The sequence below is a fragment of the Flavobacterium melibiosi genome (assembly GCF_048158545.1).
Classification (GTDB): Bacteria; Bacteroidota; Bacteroidia; order Flavobacteriales; family Flavobacteriaceae; genus Flavobacterium; species Flavobacterium melibiosi.
The window spans coordinates 162,235-181,020 of the sequence record NZ_JBLNKU010000007.1; the positions used below are offsets into that span (position 1 = coordinate 162,235).

An 18,786-nucleotide genomic window follows, 5' to 3' on the forward strand; every position below is an offset into this window, starting at 1 on the left:
AATGTTTTTTTAAAGTCAAACCTCTTTTTTGTGGTTTGAAATATTTTTTTTAAACATTAAAATCCTTGCTATGCAAAAAATAATAACGCTTGTTGTAATGATTTTGCTTTCGAATCCTATTTTTTCTCAAGAAAAATTGGAAGAGGTCAAAATTGTCAAAAAGCAAAAAGGAATTCAAAAATCATTTACAGTAACGGGCAATACTACTCTTATAACGAGTAAAGAATTACTTAAAGCCGCTTGTTGTAATTTGGCCGAAAGTTTTGAAACGAATCCGTCTATTGATGTGAGCTTTTCAGATGCTTTGACAGGAACAAAGCAAATCAAAATGCTGGGACTGACAAGTCCCTATCTGATGATTACCGAAGAAAATATCCCATCGGTTCGTGGTGCTTCTCAAGCATACGGATTATCTTTCACCCCTGGAACATGGGTCGAAAGCATCCAAATCACTAAAGGAGCAGGAAGCGTGGTGAATGGTTACGAAAGTATTTCGGGGCAAATCAATACTGAATTACTGAAACCCATTAATGACATTCCGTTTTTTCTGAATGCTTATGGTTCAACAGATTCTCGTTTTGAATTAAATACTCATTTCAATAAAAAAATATCGGATAAATGGAGCAGTAGCCTGTTTCTTCATGGTAATACAAGAGTTGCTAAGAACGATATGAATAACGATGGTTTTTTAGATAATCCATTGGCAAAACAAATTAATATTCTTAATAGATATCAATATTACGATGCCGAAAGAGGCTGGGTGAGTTTTGTTAATTTCAGATATATGAATGATAAAAAACAAACAGGTGAATTAGATTTTGACCCCGATAGCGATAAAGGAACTACAAATTATTGGGGTTCTGAAATCAATACGGAGCGTTTAGACGTTTCCACAAAAGTTGGCTATGTTTTTCCCGAAATGCCTTATCAAAGTATTGGTTTTCAAAATGCGTTTAATAGTCATAATCAGCAATCATATTTTGGTTTAAACCAATATAATATTAAACAAAGCAGTTATTATTCTAACTTAATTTTCAATTCGATTATTAATAACACTATGAATAAATTTGCAGCTGGTTTGAATTTCTCATATGATAAATACCAAGAATTTGTCAATGTAAATGATCATAGCAGAACAGATAATTCTGTTGGTGCCTTTTTTGAATACACCTATGATAATGGAGGGGATTTTAGTGTCATTTTGGGGGGAAGAGTTGATAATCACAACCGATTAGGGACATTCATTACGCCACGATTGCATCTGCGATACAATCCTTGGGAAAAAGGCGTTCTGCGATTTTCAGCAGGAAGAGGAAAGCGTAGTGCAAATATTTTTGCAGAAAACCAGCAGCTTTTTGCTAGTTCAAGAACATTTGATGTTTTGGATACTAATGGGAAAATCTATGGTTTGAATCCGGAAATTGCATGGAATTATGGTTTAAGTTTTGCGCAAAATTTTTTACTATTTGGCAAAAGTGCTGATATTGGGTTTGATTTCTACAGAACTGATTTTCAGAATCAGGTTGTTGTTGATGTATTGCAAAGTCCACAACAAGTTTTATTCTATAATTTGAACGGAAACTCAGTTGCTAATAGTTTGCAACTGGAATTCAATTATGAATTCTTTAAACATTTTAATCTACGTTCAGCGTATAAGTTTTATGATGTAAGAACCGATTATCTTTCTGGGAATTACCAAAAGCCACTGCAGGCCAAACATCGTTTTTTTGGAAATTTAGAATATGAAACCCATATAGGGGAGAAAGGGAAGCAATGGAAATTTGATTATACTTTCAATTGGATTGGAGAACAACGATTGCCTAATACGGCTAACAACCCAATAAATGATAGATTACCGGAATTTTCACCATCTTATTCTTTGATGAATGCGCAAATTACAAGAACTTTTTCTTCTTCTTTTGAAATGTATGTAGGTGGGGAAAATATTGGAAATTATAAGCAAGAGAAAGCTATTCTTGGTTCTGATACTCCTTTTGGCTCCACTTTTGATACTTCAATTGCATATGCACCTGTTTTCGGACAAATGTATTATGCAGGGTTGCGATTCAAAATAAAATAATCTCAGAGGTGAAAATCAATGATGTTTATGAATTGATAGATCAAAAAGCGATAACATTAAAAAAATAAAAACATGAAAAATATAATTTTAGTATTAGTACTGATTTTTACAGGATTTTCGATTCAAGCACAAGATTTGAGTGTCAGCAATCATACGAAACAAAAAAACAGTAAAAATGCACGTTATACGACTGAAGTAAATGGCAATTGTGAACAATGTCAGAAGCGGATTCAAAAAGCAGCATTTTCGGTTTCTGGAGTTAAATCAGCAAATTGGAATATTGAAACACATCAATTGAGTTTGATTTTAAATGAAGAAAAAAGTACTCTGTTAGATGTGAAAAAAGCGGTTGCGAAAATTGGACACGATACAGATGTGGTCAAAGCAACAAAAGATGATTATGACAACCTCCATAGTTGTTGTAAATATGAACGATTATAATTTAAAAAGCCCTAAATGAAAATTTTGGGCTTCTTTAAATATATTGGATTTTATTTTTCTTGGCTAAAGAAAAATCTTCATTTATACCAAATGAAATGCCAAATAAATAAAAGATTTTATTGAAAAAAAAATAGTGCTGTGTGAAACTATTTCCAATCAGGATTATTATGTTTTTAAAGCGTTAATTAAACTTTAAAATACAGCAATAAATTGTGGTTAAGGTAATTTATCCTTACTTTCACGCACGAATATATTAAATTACAAATTGATTTTATGAATAATTTCGAATGGACACAATTACTCGATCCAGAGTTTTATATTACCTTAAAAATAGCAGGAGTTCAAATAGGTTTGTACATAGTTTTATTTATCATTTTTGCTGAAACTGGGCTTTTTGCAGGTTTTTTCCTTCCTGGTGACAGTTTGCTTTTCCTTGCAGGGATTTACAGTAAAGATTTGGTTCAAAATATGGTGTCTATAGAAAGTGAATTTATAAATGTTACTTTATTGTCTTTAATGGTGGCTGCTGCCGGAATTGTAGGGAATATGGTAGGATATTGGTTTGGCGCCAAAAGTGGATATTATTTATTTAAAAAAGAAGATACTTTTTGGTTCAAGAAAAAATACCTGTTGCAATCAAAAGATTTCTTTGAAAAGTATGGTGGAAAAGCCATAATATTTGCTCGTTTTTTGCCAATTTTCAGAACTTTTGCACCAATTGTAGCTGGAATTGTATCAATGGATAAACGCAAGTTTATGTTCTTCAATGTTTTAAGTTCTTTTTTGTGGGCTTTTATTTTAATTTTTTCCGGACATTATTTATATGGTGTCTTTTTGGAAAATTTTGGAATTGATTTAAAAGAGCATATCGAATATATTATAATAATAATTGTTCTTATTACTACGGTTCCCGTTTTATTCAAGCTTTTGAAAAAAAGGGTGCATATAAAATAAAAATTAATTTTAGTTGTTTGTCTTTAAAAAGTAGACAATGCAAGAAAATAAAAAACTCCGTTTCAGTTCTGAAACGGAGTTTTTAGTATTAGGCAAATGGATAATGAATTACATCATCCCTGGCATACCTCCGCCCATTGGGCTTGCTCCACTATCCTCTTTAATGTCAATCAAAGCACATTCAGTAGTCAATATCATACCAGCTACTGAAGCAGCATTTTCTAATGCCACACGTGTTACTTTCTTTGGGTCGATAATACCTGCTTTAAGCATATCAACATATTCGTCAGTTTTTGCGTTATATCCAAAATCACCTGATCCTTCAGCAACTTTTGCAACAACAACTGAACCTTCAAGACCTGCATTTTCAACAATAGTTCTCAATGGAGACTCTACTGCACGAGATACAATTTGAATTCCTGTTGCTTCATCAGCATTGTCAGCTTTAATAGTACTAAGTGCATTTTTAGCTCTCAATAAAGCAACACCACCACCAGCTACAATTCCTTCTTCAACAGCAGCACGAGTTGCGTGAAGGGCATCATCAACTCTGTCTTTTTTCTCTTTCATTTCTACTTCAGAAGCAGCACCAACATAAAGTACAGCAACTCCACCAGCTAATTTAGCCAAACGTTCTTGCAACTTTTCTTTGTCATAATCAGAAGTTGTAGCTTCCATTTGACCTTTGATTTGGTTTACACGATTTTTGATAATGTCAGCTTCGCCAGCACCACTTACAATCGTTGTATTGTCTTTATCGATAGTCACTTTTTTAGCAGTTCCTAACATCTCGATAGTTGTGTTTTCTAAAGTATAACCTCTTTCTTCTGAAATTACAGTTCCTCCAGTTAAGATAGCAATATCTTCAAGCATTGCTTTTCTTCTGTCACCAAAACCAGGTGCTTTTACAGCAGCAATTTTCAAGGCTCCACGTAATTTATTTACTACCAATGTAGATAATGCTTCACCATCAACATCTTCAGCAATAATCAATAATGGTTTTCCAGATTGAGCAACTGGTTCCAAAACTGGTAATAATTCTTTTAATGAAGAAACTTTTTTGTCGTATAAAAGGATGTAAGGATTTTCCAATTCTACTTCCATTTTTTCTGAATTGGTAACAAAATAAGGAGAAAGGTATCCTCTGTCAAATTGCATACCTTCAACAACATCAACGTACGTATCTGTTCCTTTGGCTTCTTCCACAGTGATAACACCCTCTTTTCCTACTTTTGCGAAAGCAGCAGCGATTAACTCACCAATTACTTCATCATTATTAGCAGAAATTGAAGCAATTTGCTTGATTTTTTCAGAATCACTTCCAACAACTTTAGCTTGTTTTGCTAAATCAGCAACAATAGCTTCAACTGCTTTATCAATACCACGTTTCAAATCCATAGGATTCGCTCCTGCAGCAACATTTTTCAAACCTTCTTTTACGATAGCTTGTGCCAAAACAGTTGCAGTTGTAGTTCCATCTCCTGCTAAATCATTAGTTTTAGACGCTACTTCTTTCACCATTTGAGCTCCCATATTTTCCAATGGATCTTTCAATTCAATTTCTTTTGCAACGGTAACACCATCTTTAGTAACATTTGGTCCACCAAAAGCTTTTCCAATAATTACGTTACGACCTTTTGGTCCAAGAGTTACTTTTACCGCATTTGCTAATGCATCTACACCACGTTTTAATCCATCACGTGCTTCTATATCAAATTTTATATCTTTTGCCATTTTAATGTTTATTTGTTAATTCGTTTACTTGTTAATTCGATTATATTATTGCTAAAATATCGTCTTCACGCATGATCAAATAATCCTTTCCTTCTAGTTTCAACTCAGTTCCAGCATATTTTCCGTAAAGAACAGAATCACCTATTTTTACAGTCATTGTGTGGTCTTTTGTTCCGTTTCCAACTGCAACTACAGTTCCTTTTTGTGGTTTTTCTTTGGCTGTATCTGGAATAAAAATCCCTGACGCAGTTTTAGTTTCAGCTGCAACTGGTTCGATAAGAACTCTGTCTGAAAGTGGTTTAATGTTTAAAGCCATGATTTTATGTTTTTTTATTATTTTTATGATTGCATTTATGATTTCAGAAATTGTGCCATCCTATTTAAAACTGACATATTTTCTTATAAAAAATGCCAGCTTTGACAGGCTGGCATTCAGAATATGTGGTGTTAATTTATTCTGCTGGATTTGTTGTAGCAGGTGTATTTTGAACAGGGACTGCTGGTGTAGCAGTAGTTTCTGTTTGTTCAATAATTTTAGAATCAGTGTCACTTAATGCTCCAGTAAAGCTTAAACTTGAAAGTAGTATAAGTGCAATCAAAATAGTAGCTAATGTCCAAGTGCTTTTGTCTAAAAAATCTGTTGTTTTTTGTACACCACCTAACATTTGAGAACCACCTATAGTAGAAGATAATCCACCGCCTTTAGGGTTTTGAACCATTATTACTACGATTAATAGGAAACAAACTATTGTTATTAAAACTAAAAAAATTGAAAATGTGCTCATTGTTTAATTATTGTTTTGTTGTAAAATCTTAATATCCGATATACGGTCTGCAAAGAAACTACTTTTTTCTGGATATTTCAAAATTAATATTTCATATGCTTGAATCGCTTTTTGATATTTTTTTTGTTCCAAATAAACCCTAGCCAAAGTCTCTGTCATCAAATAGGAATTATCATCTTTATTAATGTCAAAAGTTACTGTTGATGCGACACCGTGTTTTACAGGTGAAATCTTTGGGCTGGTTTCTATAAATCTGTCAATTATTGCTGCTTTTTTCTTTTTGTTGTCATCTATTGGTAGGGTTTTAGAAATGTTCACACTTTCCGTTTCTCTAACAATAGGCTGCGTTCGGGATAATTGAAGCCACTCTTGGAAGGAATGTTTTTCACTTACGGAAAAATCCAAAGGTGTTCCAATAGCTAATTTTTCTTCTGTAGTTTTCGAATTCTCATTAGATTCTGAAGGTAAAGCTTCCTTTATAGAAGTAAGAATTGATTGTTCCAGAGTATTTATCTTGAGCTCCGATTCTCCTTCCTGAGTAATTATTTCACTATCAACTACTGTAATGTCAAGAAGTTCGAGTGTTTTTTTATCATATAAATCTTTTTGAATTGCAGTAAAAGTTTCCGAAGTGATAAAATCAAACAATACCGTTCTGTCAGTTGTGTGTGCTGCAGTAACTTTTAACGCAAAATTATACTTAAAACTATTTTGATTGTAAAGGCCTTTTAAGCGTAAAGCTCTGGCACTTTGAAAATAAGGAAATTCATCCAGCACATTTCCTAATGCTTCCGTTTGCTTTTCATTGATAGCATCTGGTCTGTTTATTAAATAAGTATAATCGGATATGTTCATTTTTTGAGTGTTCAATGTTCAGTAATCAGTGTTTGGTTTCCGATAGCTCTGGACAGTGTTCAATTTTTAGTGTAGCTAACTGAATACTAAAAACTGCCAACTGAACTCTTCTTCATTTACCATTTAGCAAGAGATTCATTAAAGATATCTTGGGTTATTCTTTCGAAGATTTCTTTTAATGCACTATTCAGAGTTGAACCTACAAGTTGTTGATCAGCCGGATAATCATAATAGAACTCGAATGGTTTTTCAAAGTCATCAGTTTCTTTATTTTTATTGGTAAACCGAACATTTACTCTTATTTTTAATCTGTTTTGAGAAGCTTGCTGATCCGCAGTAGCGGTCATAGGGCTTATTCTGTAATCAACAATTTCCCCTTCGTACGTTAAATCTGCACCGCTTTTTACTAAATTTAAGTTGGTTTGATTCTGAATAATGTCTTGCAATGCCAGGGTAAAAGTTCTGTCAATTCCAGGTTCAATCAATTCTGCATTGTTTTGGAAAAAATTAACCTGAAAGGTTTTTGCATCAATCTTTCCTGTTCCGGTAAAATTGTAAACGGAGCAACTATTGAAAGTTACTGCGATTAACAAAATAAAAATATATTTTATGTTTTTCATTCTAAATTTTAAAATTGCTTCGCCAGTTCGCTAACGCTTGGGTCAAAGATATTCATTTTCAATTCACAATTCATTTTAATCTCTCTCTCCTTTAGTGCGGGTCGGGGTTAGGATTACAAATCGAATTGTTTAATCTTTCGATATAAAGTTCTTTCGGAAATCCCTAATTCGTCTGCCGCTGCTTTTCGCTTTCCTTTATTTTTTTCCAATGATTTTTTAATCATTTCAATTTCTTTCTGCTCTAATCTCAAAATTTCCTCTTCCTCTTCGATTGTTTCTGCAAACAGGTAGCTATCATCATTCTCTTGATAACGCTCTTCTTTATTTTGAGTGGTAATCAAAGCGGTTCTTGGTTCTTCTTCAAAATCTATTTCACTGTCATTCTCTTGGGAACCATATATTTTTTTGATTAAATTTTGATTTGTTTCTTGCACTTTAGAACTTCCGCTTTGCATCAATTCCAAAGTAAGTTTTTTCAAATCGTGCAAATCACTTTTCATGTCAAAAAGCACTTTGTACAAAATTTCTCTTTCGGTATTGAAATCGCTGTCGCCTTTCTTGTCTTTAATTACTGACGGTAAGTTGGTACCTTCGGCAGGTAAATAGGATTGTAAAGTCGCTGCCGAAATTTCACGATTTGTTTCCAAAACCGAAATTTGTTCCGCAACGTTTCTCAATTGACGGATATTACCGCTCCAACGAAATTTTTGCAAAACAGCAACAGCACTTTCGTCTAATTTTAAAGGCGGCATCTTGTATTTATGCGCAAAATCTGAAGCAAATTTTCTAAATAGCAAGTGAATATCTTCCTTTCGTTCTCGCAACGGAGGTAAAGTAATATCTACGGTACTTAATCGGTAATACAAATCTTCACGGAATTTTCCTTTTTCGATAGCATTAAACAAATTAACATTGGTAGCAGCTACAATACGTACATCTGTTTTTTGCACTTGTGAAGAACCTACTTTTATGAATTCGCCATTTTCCAAAACACGAAGCAGTCGCACTTGAGTAGTCAAAGGCAATTCACCAACTTCATCAAGGAAAATAGTTCCGCCATCAGCTACTTCGAAATACCCTTCACGCGTGTTAGTAGCACCTGTAAAAGCTCCTTTTTCATGTCCAAAAAGTTCACTGTCAATCGTTCCTTCAGGAATCGCACCACAGTTTACGGCAATGTATTTTCCATGTTTTCTATGAGAAAGTGAATGAATGATTCTGGGGATATTCTCTTTCCCAACACCACTTTCACCAGCTACCAGTACCGAAATATCAGTAGGAGCAACTTGAATGGCTTTTTCTATCGCACGATTAAGCTTCGGGTCATTCCCAATAATCTCAAATCGTTGTTTTATAGCTTGAACTGATTCCATTTTTGTTTTTTTTTGCCACAGATTAAAAAGATTTTCACAGATTTGTTTAATCTTCTTTATAAAACATATCTTTTATATTGTAAAGATTTATTTTGAAAATTAACTAATAATCCAATTTCTGAATTTGCTAATTTCAAATAATTTAAAATTTGTGCAATATGTTCGTTACAGAATTCTTTTACTGCTTTTACTTCTAAATACAATATCTTCGCATACAGTAAAATCTGCATTAAATTTACTACGTAAAATTTCGCCTTTATAATCAATCGAAAATTCTTTTTCTCTTTGGTAAAGAATATTGTTTAGTTTGAATTCCATTTCTAAAGCATCTTTGTAAACAATTTCTAACAATCCTGGACCAAGAATTCTATGCACTTCCATACAAATTCCTATAATTTTATAAGTTTCTTGTTCTCTGTATCCTTCCATCAAATTGTCTTATTTTTTATCGTAGATTATAAAGATTAAAGTATTAAAAGAAATCTGTGAAAATCTTTTTAATCTGTGGCTAATTTTTTTAATTCATTTCACTTAACCCAACTGCTTCCCCTTTTAAAGTTCCACTGGTACAACTCAAAATTCTCACATTGACAAATTCACCAATCCTGTAATTCTCTTTTGGGAAAACTACGGTAATACTTTGTGAATTTCTTCCAGAAAACTCTTCAGTTGATTTTTTTGAAACTTTTTCTACCAAAACTTCTACGGTTTGACCAATGAATTCTTCACTGCGGAACCAAGCGTGTTTTTGTTGTAAATCGACAATTTCCTGCAATCTTCTTGCTTTGGTCTCTTCGGTAACATCGTCTTCCATTTTTCTTCCTGCCAAAGTTCCCGGACGTTCGGAATACGAATACATATAACCAAAATTATATTTCACGTATTCCATCAAACTCAAAGTGTCTTGATGGTCTTCTTCAGTTTCTGTTGGGAAACCAGCAATCATATCTTGCGAAATGGAGCCGTTCGGAATAATAGTTCTGATTTTATCAATCAAAGTCATGTATTCTTCACGCGTATGCAAACGGTTCATTGCTGCCAGGATTCTATTGCTTCCAGATTGGACAGGCAAGTGAATGTGCTTACATATATTAGCATGTTTTGCAATAACGTGCAAAACACTTTCGTGCATGTCTTGTGGATTTGATGTCGAAAATCGAATGCGCATTTTAGGAAAACCAACCGCCACCATTTCCAGTAATTGGTCAAAGTCCACCGCTGTAGCTTTTTGCATTTTGGTAGCATTTTCGAAATCTTTTTTCAATCCGCCACCGTACCATAAATAACTATCCACATTTTGTCCCAAAAGTGTAATTTCTTTAAAACCTTTGTCCCACAAATCCTGAATTTCCTTCATGATACTTTGCGGTTCACGGCTGCGTTCTCGTCCGCGGGTGAAAGGCACCACGCAAAACGTACACATATTATCACAACCACGGGTGATGGAAACCAAAGCTGTAATTCCGTTGCTCATCAATCGCACAGGCGAAATATCTCCATAAGTTTCATCTTTCGACAAAATCACGTTAATCGCATCGCGCCCTTCTTCCACTTCTTGCAAAAGGTTCGGTAAATCTTTATACGCATCAGGACCCACAACTAGGTCTACAATTTTTTCTTCTTCCAGAAACTGACTTTTCAAACGTTCCGCCATACAGCCTAAAACGCCCACTTTCATTTTCGGATTGATGCGTTTTACAGCATTGTATTTTTCCAAACGTTTGCGAATCGTCTGCTCCGCTTTGTCCCGAATCGAACAGGTATTTACCAAAACCAAATCGGCTTCCTCCAGAATTTGCGTTGTATTATATCCGTTTCCAGATAAAATAGAAGCCACGATTTCACTGTCCGAAAAATTCATCGCACAGCCATAACTTTCTATAAATAATTTTTTGGTATTCTCGGGTTTATGTTCTAGAACAAGACTTTCGCCCTGTTTGCTTTCTTCAATAATCTTTTCCATCCTATATTTTCAAAGCACAAAGATAACGCAATTGAAATAAATATGACAAGATGTCAGCCGAAGAATTAACACTATTTTAAGGCATTGTTTCTGGGGAGCTATTTACTTCGTCAGTTCGCTTCGCTCGTGTCCCGCTTTCCGTTACAATCCCGACCCTTCGGGACTCACAAAAAAGTAAAAGTTTCTTGTTCTAAAAAGAGCTTCTGTTAGTCACTTTTTTAGAACAAGAAACTTTTACTTTTTTGCTCCGGGCTTTTCACTGCAATCGGGGCTAAAAAACAGTCGAGTATGGCAATAACTTACCTATTAATGATTATGAAATAATTCAAAAATAAAATCTAAAGCCCAATATTTAAAAAAATTAGATACTTTTGTCCCAGAAAAATAGAGCAATGGCAAAGAATTTAGTTATAGTTGAGTCCCCTGCAAAGGCAAAAACAATCGAGAAATTTCTAGGAAGTGATTTTCAAGTAGAGTCCAGTTACGGACATATTGCTGACTTACCTTCCAAAGAAATTGGTGTAGATGTAGAAAATGGTTTCAAACCCAAATACGAAGTTTCTGCCGATAAAAAAGCATTGGTTACCAAATTAAAAGGATTAGCAAAAAAAGCTGAAATGGTTTGGTTAGCAAGTGATGAGGATCGCGAGGGTGAGGCTATTTCTTGGCATTTAGCCGAAGAATTGAAATTAGACAAAACCAAAACCAAGCGAATTGTTTTTCACGAAATCACTAAAACTGCGATTCTAAAAGCGATTGATAATCCACGAGAAATCGATTATAATTTAGTCAATGCACAACAAGCCCGTCGTGTTTTGGACAGATTAGTTGGTTATGAATTATCACCTGTACTTTGGAGAAAAATAAAAGGAGGACTTTCTGCGGGTCGTGTACAATCGGTATCTGTTCGATTGATTGTAGAACGTGAAAGAGAAATTCAAAATTTCAAAGCTGTTGCTACGTATTCTGTTGTGGCCGAATTTACCAATGAATCCGGAAAAACATTCAAAGCCAAACTGTCTAAAAATTTCAATACTAAAAAAGAAGCCGAAGATTTTTTAAATAAAAATATAGGTTCTACATATAAGGTAGCCGATTTAGAAACCAAGCCTACCAAAAAATCACCAACTGGTCCATTTACGACTTCGACTTTACAACAAGAAGCGGCTCGTAAATTGTATTTGCCTGTTGGAATTACCATGCAACTCGCACAGCGTTTGTACGAAGCCGGACTTATCACCTATATGAGAACGGATAGTGTGAACTTATCCAAAGATGCGATGGAAGCTGCTGAGGCTGAAATCATCAAATCCTATGGAAAAGAATTCTCTAAACCTCGAACGTTTGTTAATAAAAGCAAAGGTGCACAAGAAGCACACGAAGCAATTCGTCCAACGGATATGTCACGTCACACGGTAAATATTGATAGAGATCAAGCTCGTTTGTATGATTTGATTTGGAAAAGAACGTTGGCTTCGCAAATGAGTGACGCACAATTGGAGCGTACTAACGTAAAAATTGAAGCGAACAATCATGGCGAGATATTTACTGCATCTGGAGAAGTTTTACTTTTTGAAGGTTTCTTGAAAGTGTATTTGGAAGGTCATGATGACGATGAAGAAGAACAAGAAGGAATGCTTCCTGCGATGAAAGTCAATGAGAAATTACAAAATAATTACATCACTGCAACCGAGAGATATTCTCGTGCTGCTGCAAGATATACCGAAGCTTCTTTGGTGAAAAAATTAGAAGAATTAGGAATAGGTCGTCCTTCTACTTATGCACCAACAATTTCTACGATTATCAACAGAAATTATGTTGAGAAAGGAAATCTTGACGGACAAGAACGTAATTATACACAATTGACTTTACAATCTGGAAAAGTAGGGGAGAAGTTACTGAAAGAAAATACAGGTTCCGATAAAGGAAAATTAGTTCCGACAGATATTGGAACTATTGTTACGGATTTCTTGGTTAAGAATTTCGGGAATATTCTCGATTATAATTTCACTGCAAAAGTGGAACAGGATTTTGATGAAATTGCAGAAGGAAATATCGAGTGGACAAAAATGATGCAAGAGTTCTACGATAAATTTCATCCAACGGTAAAAGATGTTGAAGCCAATGCGGATAGAGAAAGTGGCGAAAGAATTTTAGGGACAGATCCAAAAACGGGGAAACCAGTTTCGGTGCGTTTAGGGAAATTTGGACCAATGGCTCAAATTGGAGCTGCAGATGATGAAGAGAAAAAGTTTGCCAGTTTAATGGCAGATCAAAATATTGGAAATATTACTTTAGAGGAAACTTTAAATTTATTTTTGTTGCCAAAAAATCTTGGACAGTATAAAGACGAGGAAGTTGAAGTGAGTAATGGTCGTTTTGGACCTTATATTCGTCATGGTGCAGCTTTTGTTTCTTTGCCAAAAGGTGAAAATCCTTTGGATGTAGATTTCGAAAGAGCGAAAGAATTAATTGACGAAAAAGCAGTAGCTGATGCGCCAATTGCAGTTTATAAAGGAGAAGGTGTTCAAAAAGGTGTGGGTCGTTTTGGTCCGTTTATCAAATGGAACGGTTTGTTTATAAATGTAAGCAAGAAATACAATTTTGATAATTTGTCACAATCAGAGGTTGAAGAATTGATTGAGGATAAATTGCAGAAAAATATTGATAAGGTTTTGCATAACTGGGAAGAGGAAGGAATTTTAGTTGAAAAAGCCCGTTGGGGACGTTCGGTCATAACCAAAGGTAAAATCAAAATTGAATTAAGTAAAGATGTTGATGCTACAAAATTGACATTAGCAGAAGTTCAAGAAATGATTGCCAAGAAAACACCGGCTAAAAAAGTAGCAGCTAAAAAAACACCTGCGAAGAAAGCCGTAGCTAAGAAACCTGCGGTTAAAAAGAAATAAGTATTAATGCATTCCGGTCTCTTCTCCCTCTCCTCGGAGAGGGTTGGGGAGAGGAAAAAAAAGAAATAAAATGGAATTTGATTTTCTGAAACCCGTAGATGATGAAATCCTTAGTTATATAAACGGATTGACTTCTCAGCAATTAGGAAGTAAAATTGTGTTGCATACAGAAAAACAATTTCCGGATTTAAATAAGATAAAAATTGCTGTAATAGGCGTTTTAGAAAATCGAGGAGATGAAAAAGCTGTTTCGGACGTTGATTTAATGCCGCTCAGAAAAGAGTTATATGGATTGTTTCCGGGAAACTGGGATGCTTCAATTGCTGATTTAGGTGATATTCTTGCCGGGAATTCTGTTGAGGATACTTATTTTGCATTAAAAAAAGTTGTTGCAAGTCTAGTCAAGAAAAGGATTACTCCTATAGTTATTGGTGGTTCTCAAGATTTGACGTATTCCCTTTACAGAGCCTATGATGATTTAGAACAAATGGTCAATTTAGTTTCTATTGATAATAAATTTGATTTTGGTAAGGATGAAGAAGCCGTTTCAGCTTCTTCTTATTTGACAAAAATAATTGTAGACGAACCTAATAATCTTTTTAACTATTGTAATATTGGGTATCAAACGTATTTCAATTCGCAGGAAGAAATAGATTTAATCGAAAAATTATTTTTTGATGGCTATAGATTGGGTGAGATTTCGAATAATATTGCTCTTGCTGAACCAGTTTTTAGAGATGCTGATTTAGTGAGTATAGATTTGAATTCAATTAAGTCATCTGATTCAGGGAATTTTGTTTCATTTGCGCCTAATGGTTTTAATGGAAAAGAAATTTGTTCTTTGTCACGATATGCAGGAATAAGTGATAAAGTGTCGTCATTTGGGATATTCAACCATAATAATTCGGCACAAGAATCTGTCATCATAGCACAGATTATTTGGTATTTTATAGAAGGGTTTCATTATCGTTCTAATGAGTATCCGTTTGGTAGCAAGGAGAATTATTTGAAATATATTGTTCCGTTGGAAGAAGAGGAGCTTGTTTTTTATAAAAGCGATAAAACGGACAGGTGGTGGATAGAAATACCATTTATTTCAAATGTTAATAATAAATTAAAAAGAAATACGTTATTACCATGTTCCTACGATGAATATTTATTGGCATGCAATCAAGAATTACCTGAAAGATGGTGGAAAGCACAAAGGAAAAACATCATATAGAATCTTTTTATGCTTATTTATTATTTTTTTATAAAAAACACACTGTTTAGTGCAAAAAAATTGTTTTTCTAAAAAATAATAAATAGGTTTACATACTTAAAAATAATGAATAGATAACCAAATTTATATGAAGAAGTTCATTGCATTTACGGCAATTTTGACCCTGTTAATTGGCTGTGGTAAATCAAGCGACAAAGGAGAATTAGTAGGTATTAACGGAGGTAAATGGCATCCTGAGAAACCTTATGGAATGACATTAGTTCCAGGTGGTGCTTATATTATGGGTAAATCAGATGATGACTTGGCGGATGTTGAAGATGCTCCTACAAAGACTGTTACTGTTCGTTCATTTTACATGGATGAAACAGAAATTACCAATAGTGAATATCGACAATTTGTAGAATGGGTAAAAGACTCTACAATGAGAGTTCGTTTGGCTATTCTTGCAGATGAAAGTGGACAAACAGCTGGTGCTGGAGATGCTAAGGGTAAAAATGCTGGAAGTATAGCTGATTTTGCTTTTAATGATTCAGATCCAGAGAAGATGACTGCGTATGATAAATATATGTATGATAATTATTATAGTGTAGGTACTGCTGACGATCCTTATGCTGGTAGAAAACTTAATAAAAAAGTAAAATTAATCAAAGATACTAAATTGTATCCCGATGAGTATTACACTGAGGTTATGGATTCCATGTACTTGCCTTTAGAAGCTTCGTATAATGGATTACGTACAATAGATGTAAATAAATTAAAATTCCGTTATTCTTGGATGGATATTCAAGCTGCGGCGAAAGCTAAGGTAGGGAAGAGAAAAGATTTCATTAAAACAGAAGAAGTAAATGTATATCCTGACACAACTGTTTGGATTAAAGATTTTGCTTATTCGTATAATGAGCCAATGCATAATGATTATTTTTGGCACAAAGCATATGGTGATTATCCTGTTGTAGGTGTGAAATGGACTCAAGCTAAAGCTTTTTGTGCTTGGAGAACACTAAATAAAAATACCTACATAAAATCTAAAAAGAAAGGTCATGACTTAATAAATTCTTTTAGATTACCAACAGAAGCAGAATGGGAATATTCGGCTAGAGGAGGTTTGCAGTCTGCAACATATCCTTGGGGAGGACCTTATACTAAAAATGATAGAGGTTGCTTTCTTGCTAACTTTAAACCGAACAGAGGTGATTATGCAGCGGATGAAGCACTATATACCGTGGAAGCAAAATCCTACGAGCCAAACGGCTACAATCTTTATAACATGGCGGGAAATGTTTCTGAGTGGACGGATTCGTCATACGACCCAAATGCATACGAATATGTATCTTCAATGAATCCTAATGTTCTGGATGCTTCGAATAAACGCAAAGTGGTTCGTGGAGGTTCTTGGAAAGATGTTGCTTATTTCCTACAAGTGAGCACAAGAGATTTTGAATATGCGGATTCTGCAAGAAGTTTTATTGGTTTTAGAACCGTTCAAGACTATATGGGATTACAGACAACTGGAAATAACAAAAGAGGTAGATAATAAATAAACAAAAGAAACCAAATCTTTAAATAACTAACCCCAAAAAACAGATATTATGGCATTATTAGGTAAAAAACAGATGAATTTCGCTTACGGTATGGGAGCGGCTGTTGTAATTATTGGAGCTTTATTCAAAATTACTCATATTGAATTTGGGTTTATAACAGGAAATTTAATGCTTACAATAGGTCTTGTAGTCGAGGCAGCTATTTTTGCTCTTTCTGCTTTTGAACCAGTTGATGATGATTTAGATTGGACATTGGTTTATCCAGAATTAGCTAATGGTAAATCTACTGGAGAGAGAAAGGCCAAAGTGGAAACTCCTTCTGATGCTCAAGGTTTATTGTCTCAAAAACTTGATGCAATGTTAAAAGACGCTAAAATCGATGGTGAATTAATGGCAAGTTTAGGAAGTAGTATAAAAAATTTCGAATCAGCTGCAAAAGGGATTGCACCAACTGTAGATTCAATTGCTTCAACTAAAAAATATAGCGAAGAGTTGACTTTGGCAGCAGCCCAAATGGAATCTTTGAATAGTTTATATAAAATACAATTACAAAGCGCTTCAAGAAATGCACAGATTAATGAAGAAGTTGCTGAGAATAACTTAAAATTAAAAGACCAAATGCAGTCTTTGACATCTAATTTGTCTTCACTTAACAGTGTTTACGGAGGAATGCTTTCTGCAATGAACAATAAAGGATAATTAGTTTCAAACGATATAAAAACAACAAACTAATTAGTAGAAAATATGGCAGGAGGAAAACTAACCCCTAGACAGAAGATGATAAACCTAATGTACTTGGTTTTTATCGCAATGTTAGCTTTAAATATGTCCAAAGAAGTATTGTCAGCTTTTGGAATTTTAAATAATAAAATTGTAGAGTCTAACTCTATAACTGACACTAGAAATGAAAGCTCATTTCAACAACTAGCACAAAAAGCGGTGGATCAGCCAGGTCAATTTGGTGATAAAAAAGCAAAAGTTGAAAAAATCAGAGCTTTGTCTAAAGATTTTACTGATTATTTAGAAAATATCAAAACAACTGTTACCAGCAAATTTGTAAGAGACGCAGAAGGTAATTTGCCATATGAGCAAATGGATAAAGGCGACTTGATTGACAGAAAGTTCTTTACGGGTGATAGAGTTTCTAAGGAAGGACAAGAGTTTTTAGATAAGATTAATAATTTTTCAACTCAAATCAAACAAATTGGCGGTAGTTCAATTGCTGATTCAGAAATGAAAAAAATCGAGGCTAGATTTGCCACTAATCCAGTTTATTCTGAAAAAGCAGGAGCAAAATTACCTTGGATTGATTATAATTATAAGGGATTTCCACTTATTGCAACAATTACTAAATTGTCTCAATTACAAGCGGATATCAAGACAACAGAAAGTGATGTAATGACTGGAATGTTTCAATCTGATTTAGTTGCTGCAGCATCACTTACTGCTTATCAACCGATTGTTGTTCTTGATAAATCTGTTTTCTTTCAAGGGGAGGCAGTAACAGGTAAAATTATTTTAGGAAAATTTGACCCTTCATTAAAGGCAAAATCAGTTATTGTTAATGGATCTAGTGTACAAGCTCAAGCTGGTCAGGCTAAATTTTCTTTTGGAGCTGGCAATATAGGAGAGCATGCAATTGGAGGCTCTTTTAATTTCGATGAAAATGGGAAAGTAGTTAGTTTACCTATCAAAGACAAATATGTTGTTGTTGCCAGACCAAAATCTGCTACAATTTCTGCTGATAAAATGAATGTAGTTTATAGAGGGGTTGTAAATCCTATGACGATTTCTTTTGCTGGTGTTACTGCTGATAAAGTTACAGCCTCTGCTCCAGGATTAAGTTCTGCTGGTGGTGGTAAATACAATATGAGTCCGGGTGGAGGTTCTGAAGTAGCTATTAATGTTACAGGTACACTTCCTGATGGTTCTAAAGTTTCTGATAAGAAAACCTTTAGAATAAAAGGTATTCCAGGTCCTACAGGAACTATTAGAGGAGAGATGGGCGTGGTAAAAGGACCTAAATCAAATTTACAAATTGCTACAATTGGAGCTAAATTAGTTGATTTTGATTTTGAAGTTGGTTTGAATGTAGTTGGCTTTAACTTGAAAGTAACAGGTCAACCTACCGTTGTAGTTCAAGGGAATAAATTGAATGCGCAGTGTAATGCTGTTCTTTCTAAAGCAGTTAGAGGTGACCAAGTTACCATTTCTGAAATTAAAACAAAACTTGTTGGTGCCGGTAGTTATTTATTGCCAAGAACAGCTCCAGTAATTTTTGAAATAACACAATAAGTAAGTTTTAGACA

At 34.3% G+C, this 18,786-nt stretch carries 16 protein-coding genes and 1 pseudogene; 8 read left to right on the plus strand and 9 right to left on the minus strand.

Annotated elements, in window-relative coordinates; all coding sequences use genetic code 11:
- The first annotated feature begins 70 nt into the window (after window positions 1-70).
- From ACM55F_RS10645 to ACM55F_RS10655, 3 genes are all read left to right on the plus strand, one after another.
- Entirely contained in the window at window positions 71-2,080 is a 2,010-nt protein-coding gene (locus ACM55F_RS10645) for a TonB-dependent receptor plug domain-containing protein (protein ID WP_416853778.1), read from the plus strand.
- Between the two features lie 72 nt (window positions 2,081-2,152).
- Entirely contained in the window at window positions 2,153-2,521 is a 369-nt protein-coding gene (locus tag ACM55F_RS10650) for a heavy-metal-associated domain-containing protein (RefSeq protein ID WP_416853779.1), read from the plus strand.
- Window positions 2,522-2,794: 273 nt separating this feature from the next.
- Complete coding sequence (locus ACM55F_RS10655) at window positions 2,795-3,475, plus strand: DedA family protein (protein ID WP_416853780.1); 681 nt, start codon at window positions 2,795-2,797, stop codon at window positions 3,473-3,475.
- A 108-nt stretch (window positions 3,476-3,583) separates the two neighbouring features.
- Here the strand turns inward: ACM55F_RS10655 and groL are convergent, their stop codons facing one another.
- The 9 genes and pseudogenes from groL to miaB all read right to left on the minus strand — a co-directional run bounded on the left by groL (window position 3,584) and on the right by miaB (window position 10,805).
- Window positions 3,584-5,209 (minus strand): chaperonin GroEL, encoded by a 1,626-nt coding sequence (gene groL, locus ACM55F_RS10660; protein WP_416853782.1) that lies wholly within the window; start codon window positions 5,207-5,209, stop codon window positions 3,584-3,586.
- Between the two features lie 40 nt (window positions 5,210-5,249).
- Window positions 5,250-5,525, minus strand: coding sequence for a co-chaperone GroES (locus ACM55F_RS10665; RefSeq protein WP_035670228.1), 276 nt, complete (start codon window positions 5,523-5,525; stop codon window positions 5,250-5,252).
- A 136-nt stretch (window positions 5,526-5,661) separates the two neighbouring features.
- Window positions 5,662-5,994: a preprotein translocase subunit SecG gene (secG, locus tag ACM55F_RS10670; protein WP_416853783.1), complete on the minus strand. Its 333-nt coding sequence runs from the start codon at window positions 5,992-5,994 to the stop codon at window positions 5,662-5,664.
- 3 nt (window positions 5,995-5,997) lie between these two features.
- Complete coding sequence (locus tag ACM55F_RS10675; RefSeq protein ID WP_416853784.1) at window positions 5,998-6,849, minus strand: tetratricopeptide repeat protein; 852 nt, start codon at window positions 6,847-6,849, stop codon at window positions 5,998-6,000.
- A 116-nt stretch (window positions 6,850-6,965) separates the two neighbouring features.
- Entirely contained in the window at window positions 6,966-7,469 is a 504-nt protein-coding gene (locus ACM55F_RS10680) for an LptE family protein (protein WP_416853785.1), read from the minus strand.
- Window positions 7,470-7,582: 113 nt separating this feature from the next.
- The gene (locus tag ACM55F_RS10685) at window positions 7,583-8,842 is read right to left on the minus strand and encodes a sigma-54 interaction domain-containing protein (RefSeq protein ID WP_416836219.1); all 1,260 of its coding nucleotides are present in this window, start codon (window positions 8,840-8,842) and stop codon (window positions 7,583-7,585) included.
- A gap of 56 nt (window positions 8,843-8,898) precedes the next feature.
- The gene (locus tag ACM55F_RS18770; protein WP_465245386.1) at window positions 8,899-8,979 is read right to left on the minus strand and encodes a hypothetical protein; all 81 of its coding nucleotides are present in this window, start codon (window positions 8,977-8,979) and stop codon (window positions 8,899-8,901) included.
- Window positions 8,971-9,271: pseudogene (locus ACM55F_RS10695) on the minus strand (GxxExxY protein); the annotation flags it as partial. The pseudogene ACM55F_RS10695 and the gene ACM55F_RS18770, both read right to left, overlap by 9 nt.
- A gap of 88 nt (window positions 9,272-9,359) precedes the next feature.
- Complete coding sequence (gene miaB / locus ACM55F_RS10700; RefSeq protein ID WP_416853789.1) at window positions 9,360-10,805, minus strand: tRNA (N6-isopentenyl adenosine(37)-C2)-methylthiotransferase MiaB; 1,446 nt, start codon at window positions 10,803-10,805, stop codon at window positions 9,360-9,362.
- Between the two features lie 392 nt (window positions 10,806-11,197).
- Between miaB and topA the strand changes: the two genes are divergently transcribed.
- From topA to porM, 5 genes are all read left to right on the plus strand, one after another.
- Window positions 11,198-13,714, plus strand: a complete 2,517-nt coding sequence (gene topA / locus ACM55F_RS10705) for a type I DNA topoisomerase (RefSeq protein WP_416853790.1) — start codon at window positions 11,198-11,200, stop codon at window positions 13,712-13,714.
- Between the two features lie 70 nt (window positions 13,715-13,784).
- Window positions 13,785-14,936, plus strand: coding sequence for a formimidoylglutamase (locus ACM55F_RS10710; RefSeq protein ID WP_416853791.1), 1,152 nt, complete (start codon window positions 13,785-13,787; stop codon window positions 14,934-14,936).
- Window positions 14,937-15,063: 127 nt separating this feature from the next.
- Window positions 15,064-16,470 (plus strand): T9SS ring complex lipoprotein PorK/GldK, encoded by a 1,407-nt coding sequence (porK, locus tag ACM55F_RS10715; RefSeq protein ID WP_416853793.1) that lies wholly within the window; start codon window positions 15,064-15,066, stop codon window positions 16,468-16,470.
- A gap of 55 nt (window positions 16,471-16,525) precedes the next feature.
- Window positions 16,526-17,176: a type IX secretion system motor protein PorL/GldL gene (porL, locus tag ACM55F_RS10720; RefSeq protein WP_416853794.1), complete on the plus strand. Its 651-nt coding sequence runs from the start codon at window positions 16,526-16,528 to the stop codon at window positions 17,174-17,176.
- A 45-nt stretch (window positions 17,177-17,221) separates the two neighbouring features.
- Window positions 17,222-18,772 (plus strand): type IX secretion system motor protein PorM/GldM, encoded by a 1,551-nt coding sequence (gene porM / locus ACM55F_RS10725; protein ID WP_416853795.1) that lies wholly within the window; start codon window positions 17,222-17,224, stop codon window positions 18,770-18,772.
- Window positions 18,773-18,786 lie beyond the last annotated feature (14 nt).

Excerpts from the sequence above, each read along its gene's own strand:
- ACM55F_RS10650 (WP_416853779.1), top strand. The coding sequence starts at position 2,153 with ATGAAAAATATAATTTTAGTATTAGTACTGATTTTTACAGGATTTTCG.
- groL (WP_416853782.1), bottom strand. The coding sequence starts at position 5,209 with ATGGCAAAAGATATAAAATTTGATATAGAAGCACGTGATGGATTAAAA.
- porL (WP_416853794.1), top strand. The coding sequence starts at position 16,526 with ATGGCATTATTAGGTAAAAAACAGATGAATTTCGCTTACGGTATGGGA.
- ACM55F_RS10665 (WP_035670228.1), bottom strand. The coding sequence starts at position 5,525 with ATGGCTTTAAACATTAAACCACTTTCAGACAGAGTTCTTATCGAACCA.
- ACM55F_RS10655 (WP_416853780.1), top strand. The coding sequence starts at position 2,795 with ATGAATAATTTCGAATGGACACAATTACTCGATCCAGAGTTTTATATT.
- porK (WP_416853793.1), top strand. The coding sequence starts at position 15,064 with ATGAAGAAGTTCATTGCATTTACGGCAATTTTGACCCTGTTAATTGGC.
- porM (WP_416853795.1), top strand. The coding sequence starts at position 17,222 with ATGGCAGGAGGAAAACTAACCCCTAGACAGAAGATGATAAACCTAATG.
- ACM55F_RS10710 (WP_416853791.1), top strand. The coding sequence starts at position 13,785 with ATGGAATTTGATTTTCTGAAACCCGTAGATGATGAAATCCTTAGTTAT.
- secG (WP_416853783.1), bottom strand. The coding sequence starts at position 5,994 with ATGAGCACATTTTCAATTTTTTTAGTTTTAATAACAATAGTTTGTTTC.
- ACM55F_RS10680 (WP_416853785.1), bottom strand. The coding sequence starts at position 7,469 with ATGAAAAACATAAAATATATTTTTATTTTGTTAATCGCAGTAACTTTC.
- topA (WP_416853790.1), top strand. The coding sequence starts at position 11,198 with ATGGCAAAGAATTTAGTTATAGTTGAGTCCCCTGCAAAGGCAAAAACA.
- ACM55F_RS10685 (WP_416836219.1), bottom strand. The coding sequence starts at position 8,842 with ATGGAATCAGTTCAAGCTATAAAACAACGATTTGAGATTATTGGGAAT.
- ACM55F_RS10645 (WP_416853778.1), top strand. The coding sequence starts at position 71 with ATGCAAAAAATAATAACGCTTGTTGTAATGATTTTGCTTTCGAATCCT.
- miaB (WP_416853789.1), bottom strand. The coding sequence starts at position 10,805 with ATGGAAAAGATTATTGAAGAAAGCAAACAGGGCGAAAGTCTTGTTCTA.
- ACM55F_RS10675 (WP_416853784.1), bottom strand. The coding sequence starts at position 6,849 with ATGAACATATCCGATTATACTTATTTAATAAACAGACCAGATGCTATC.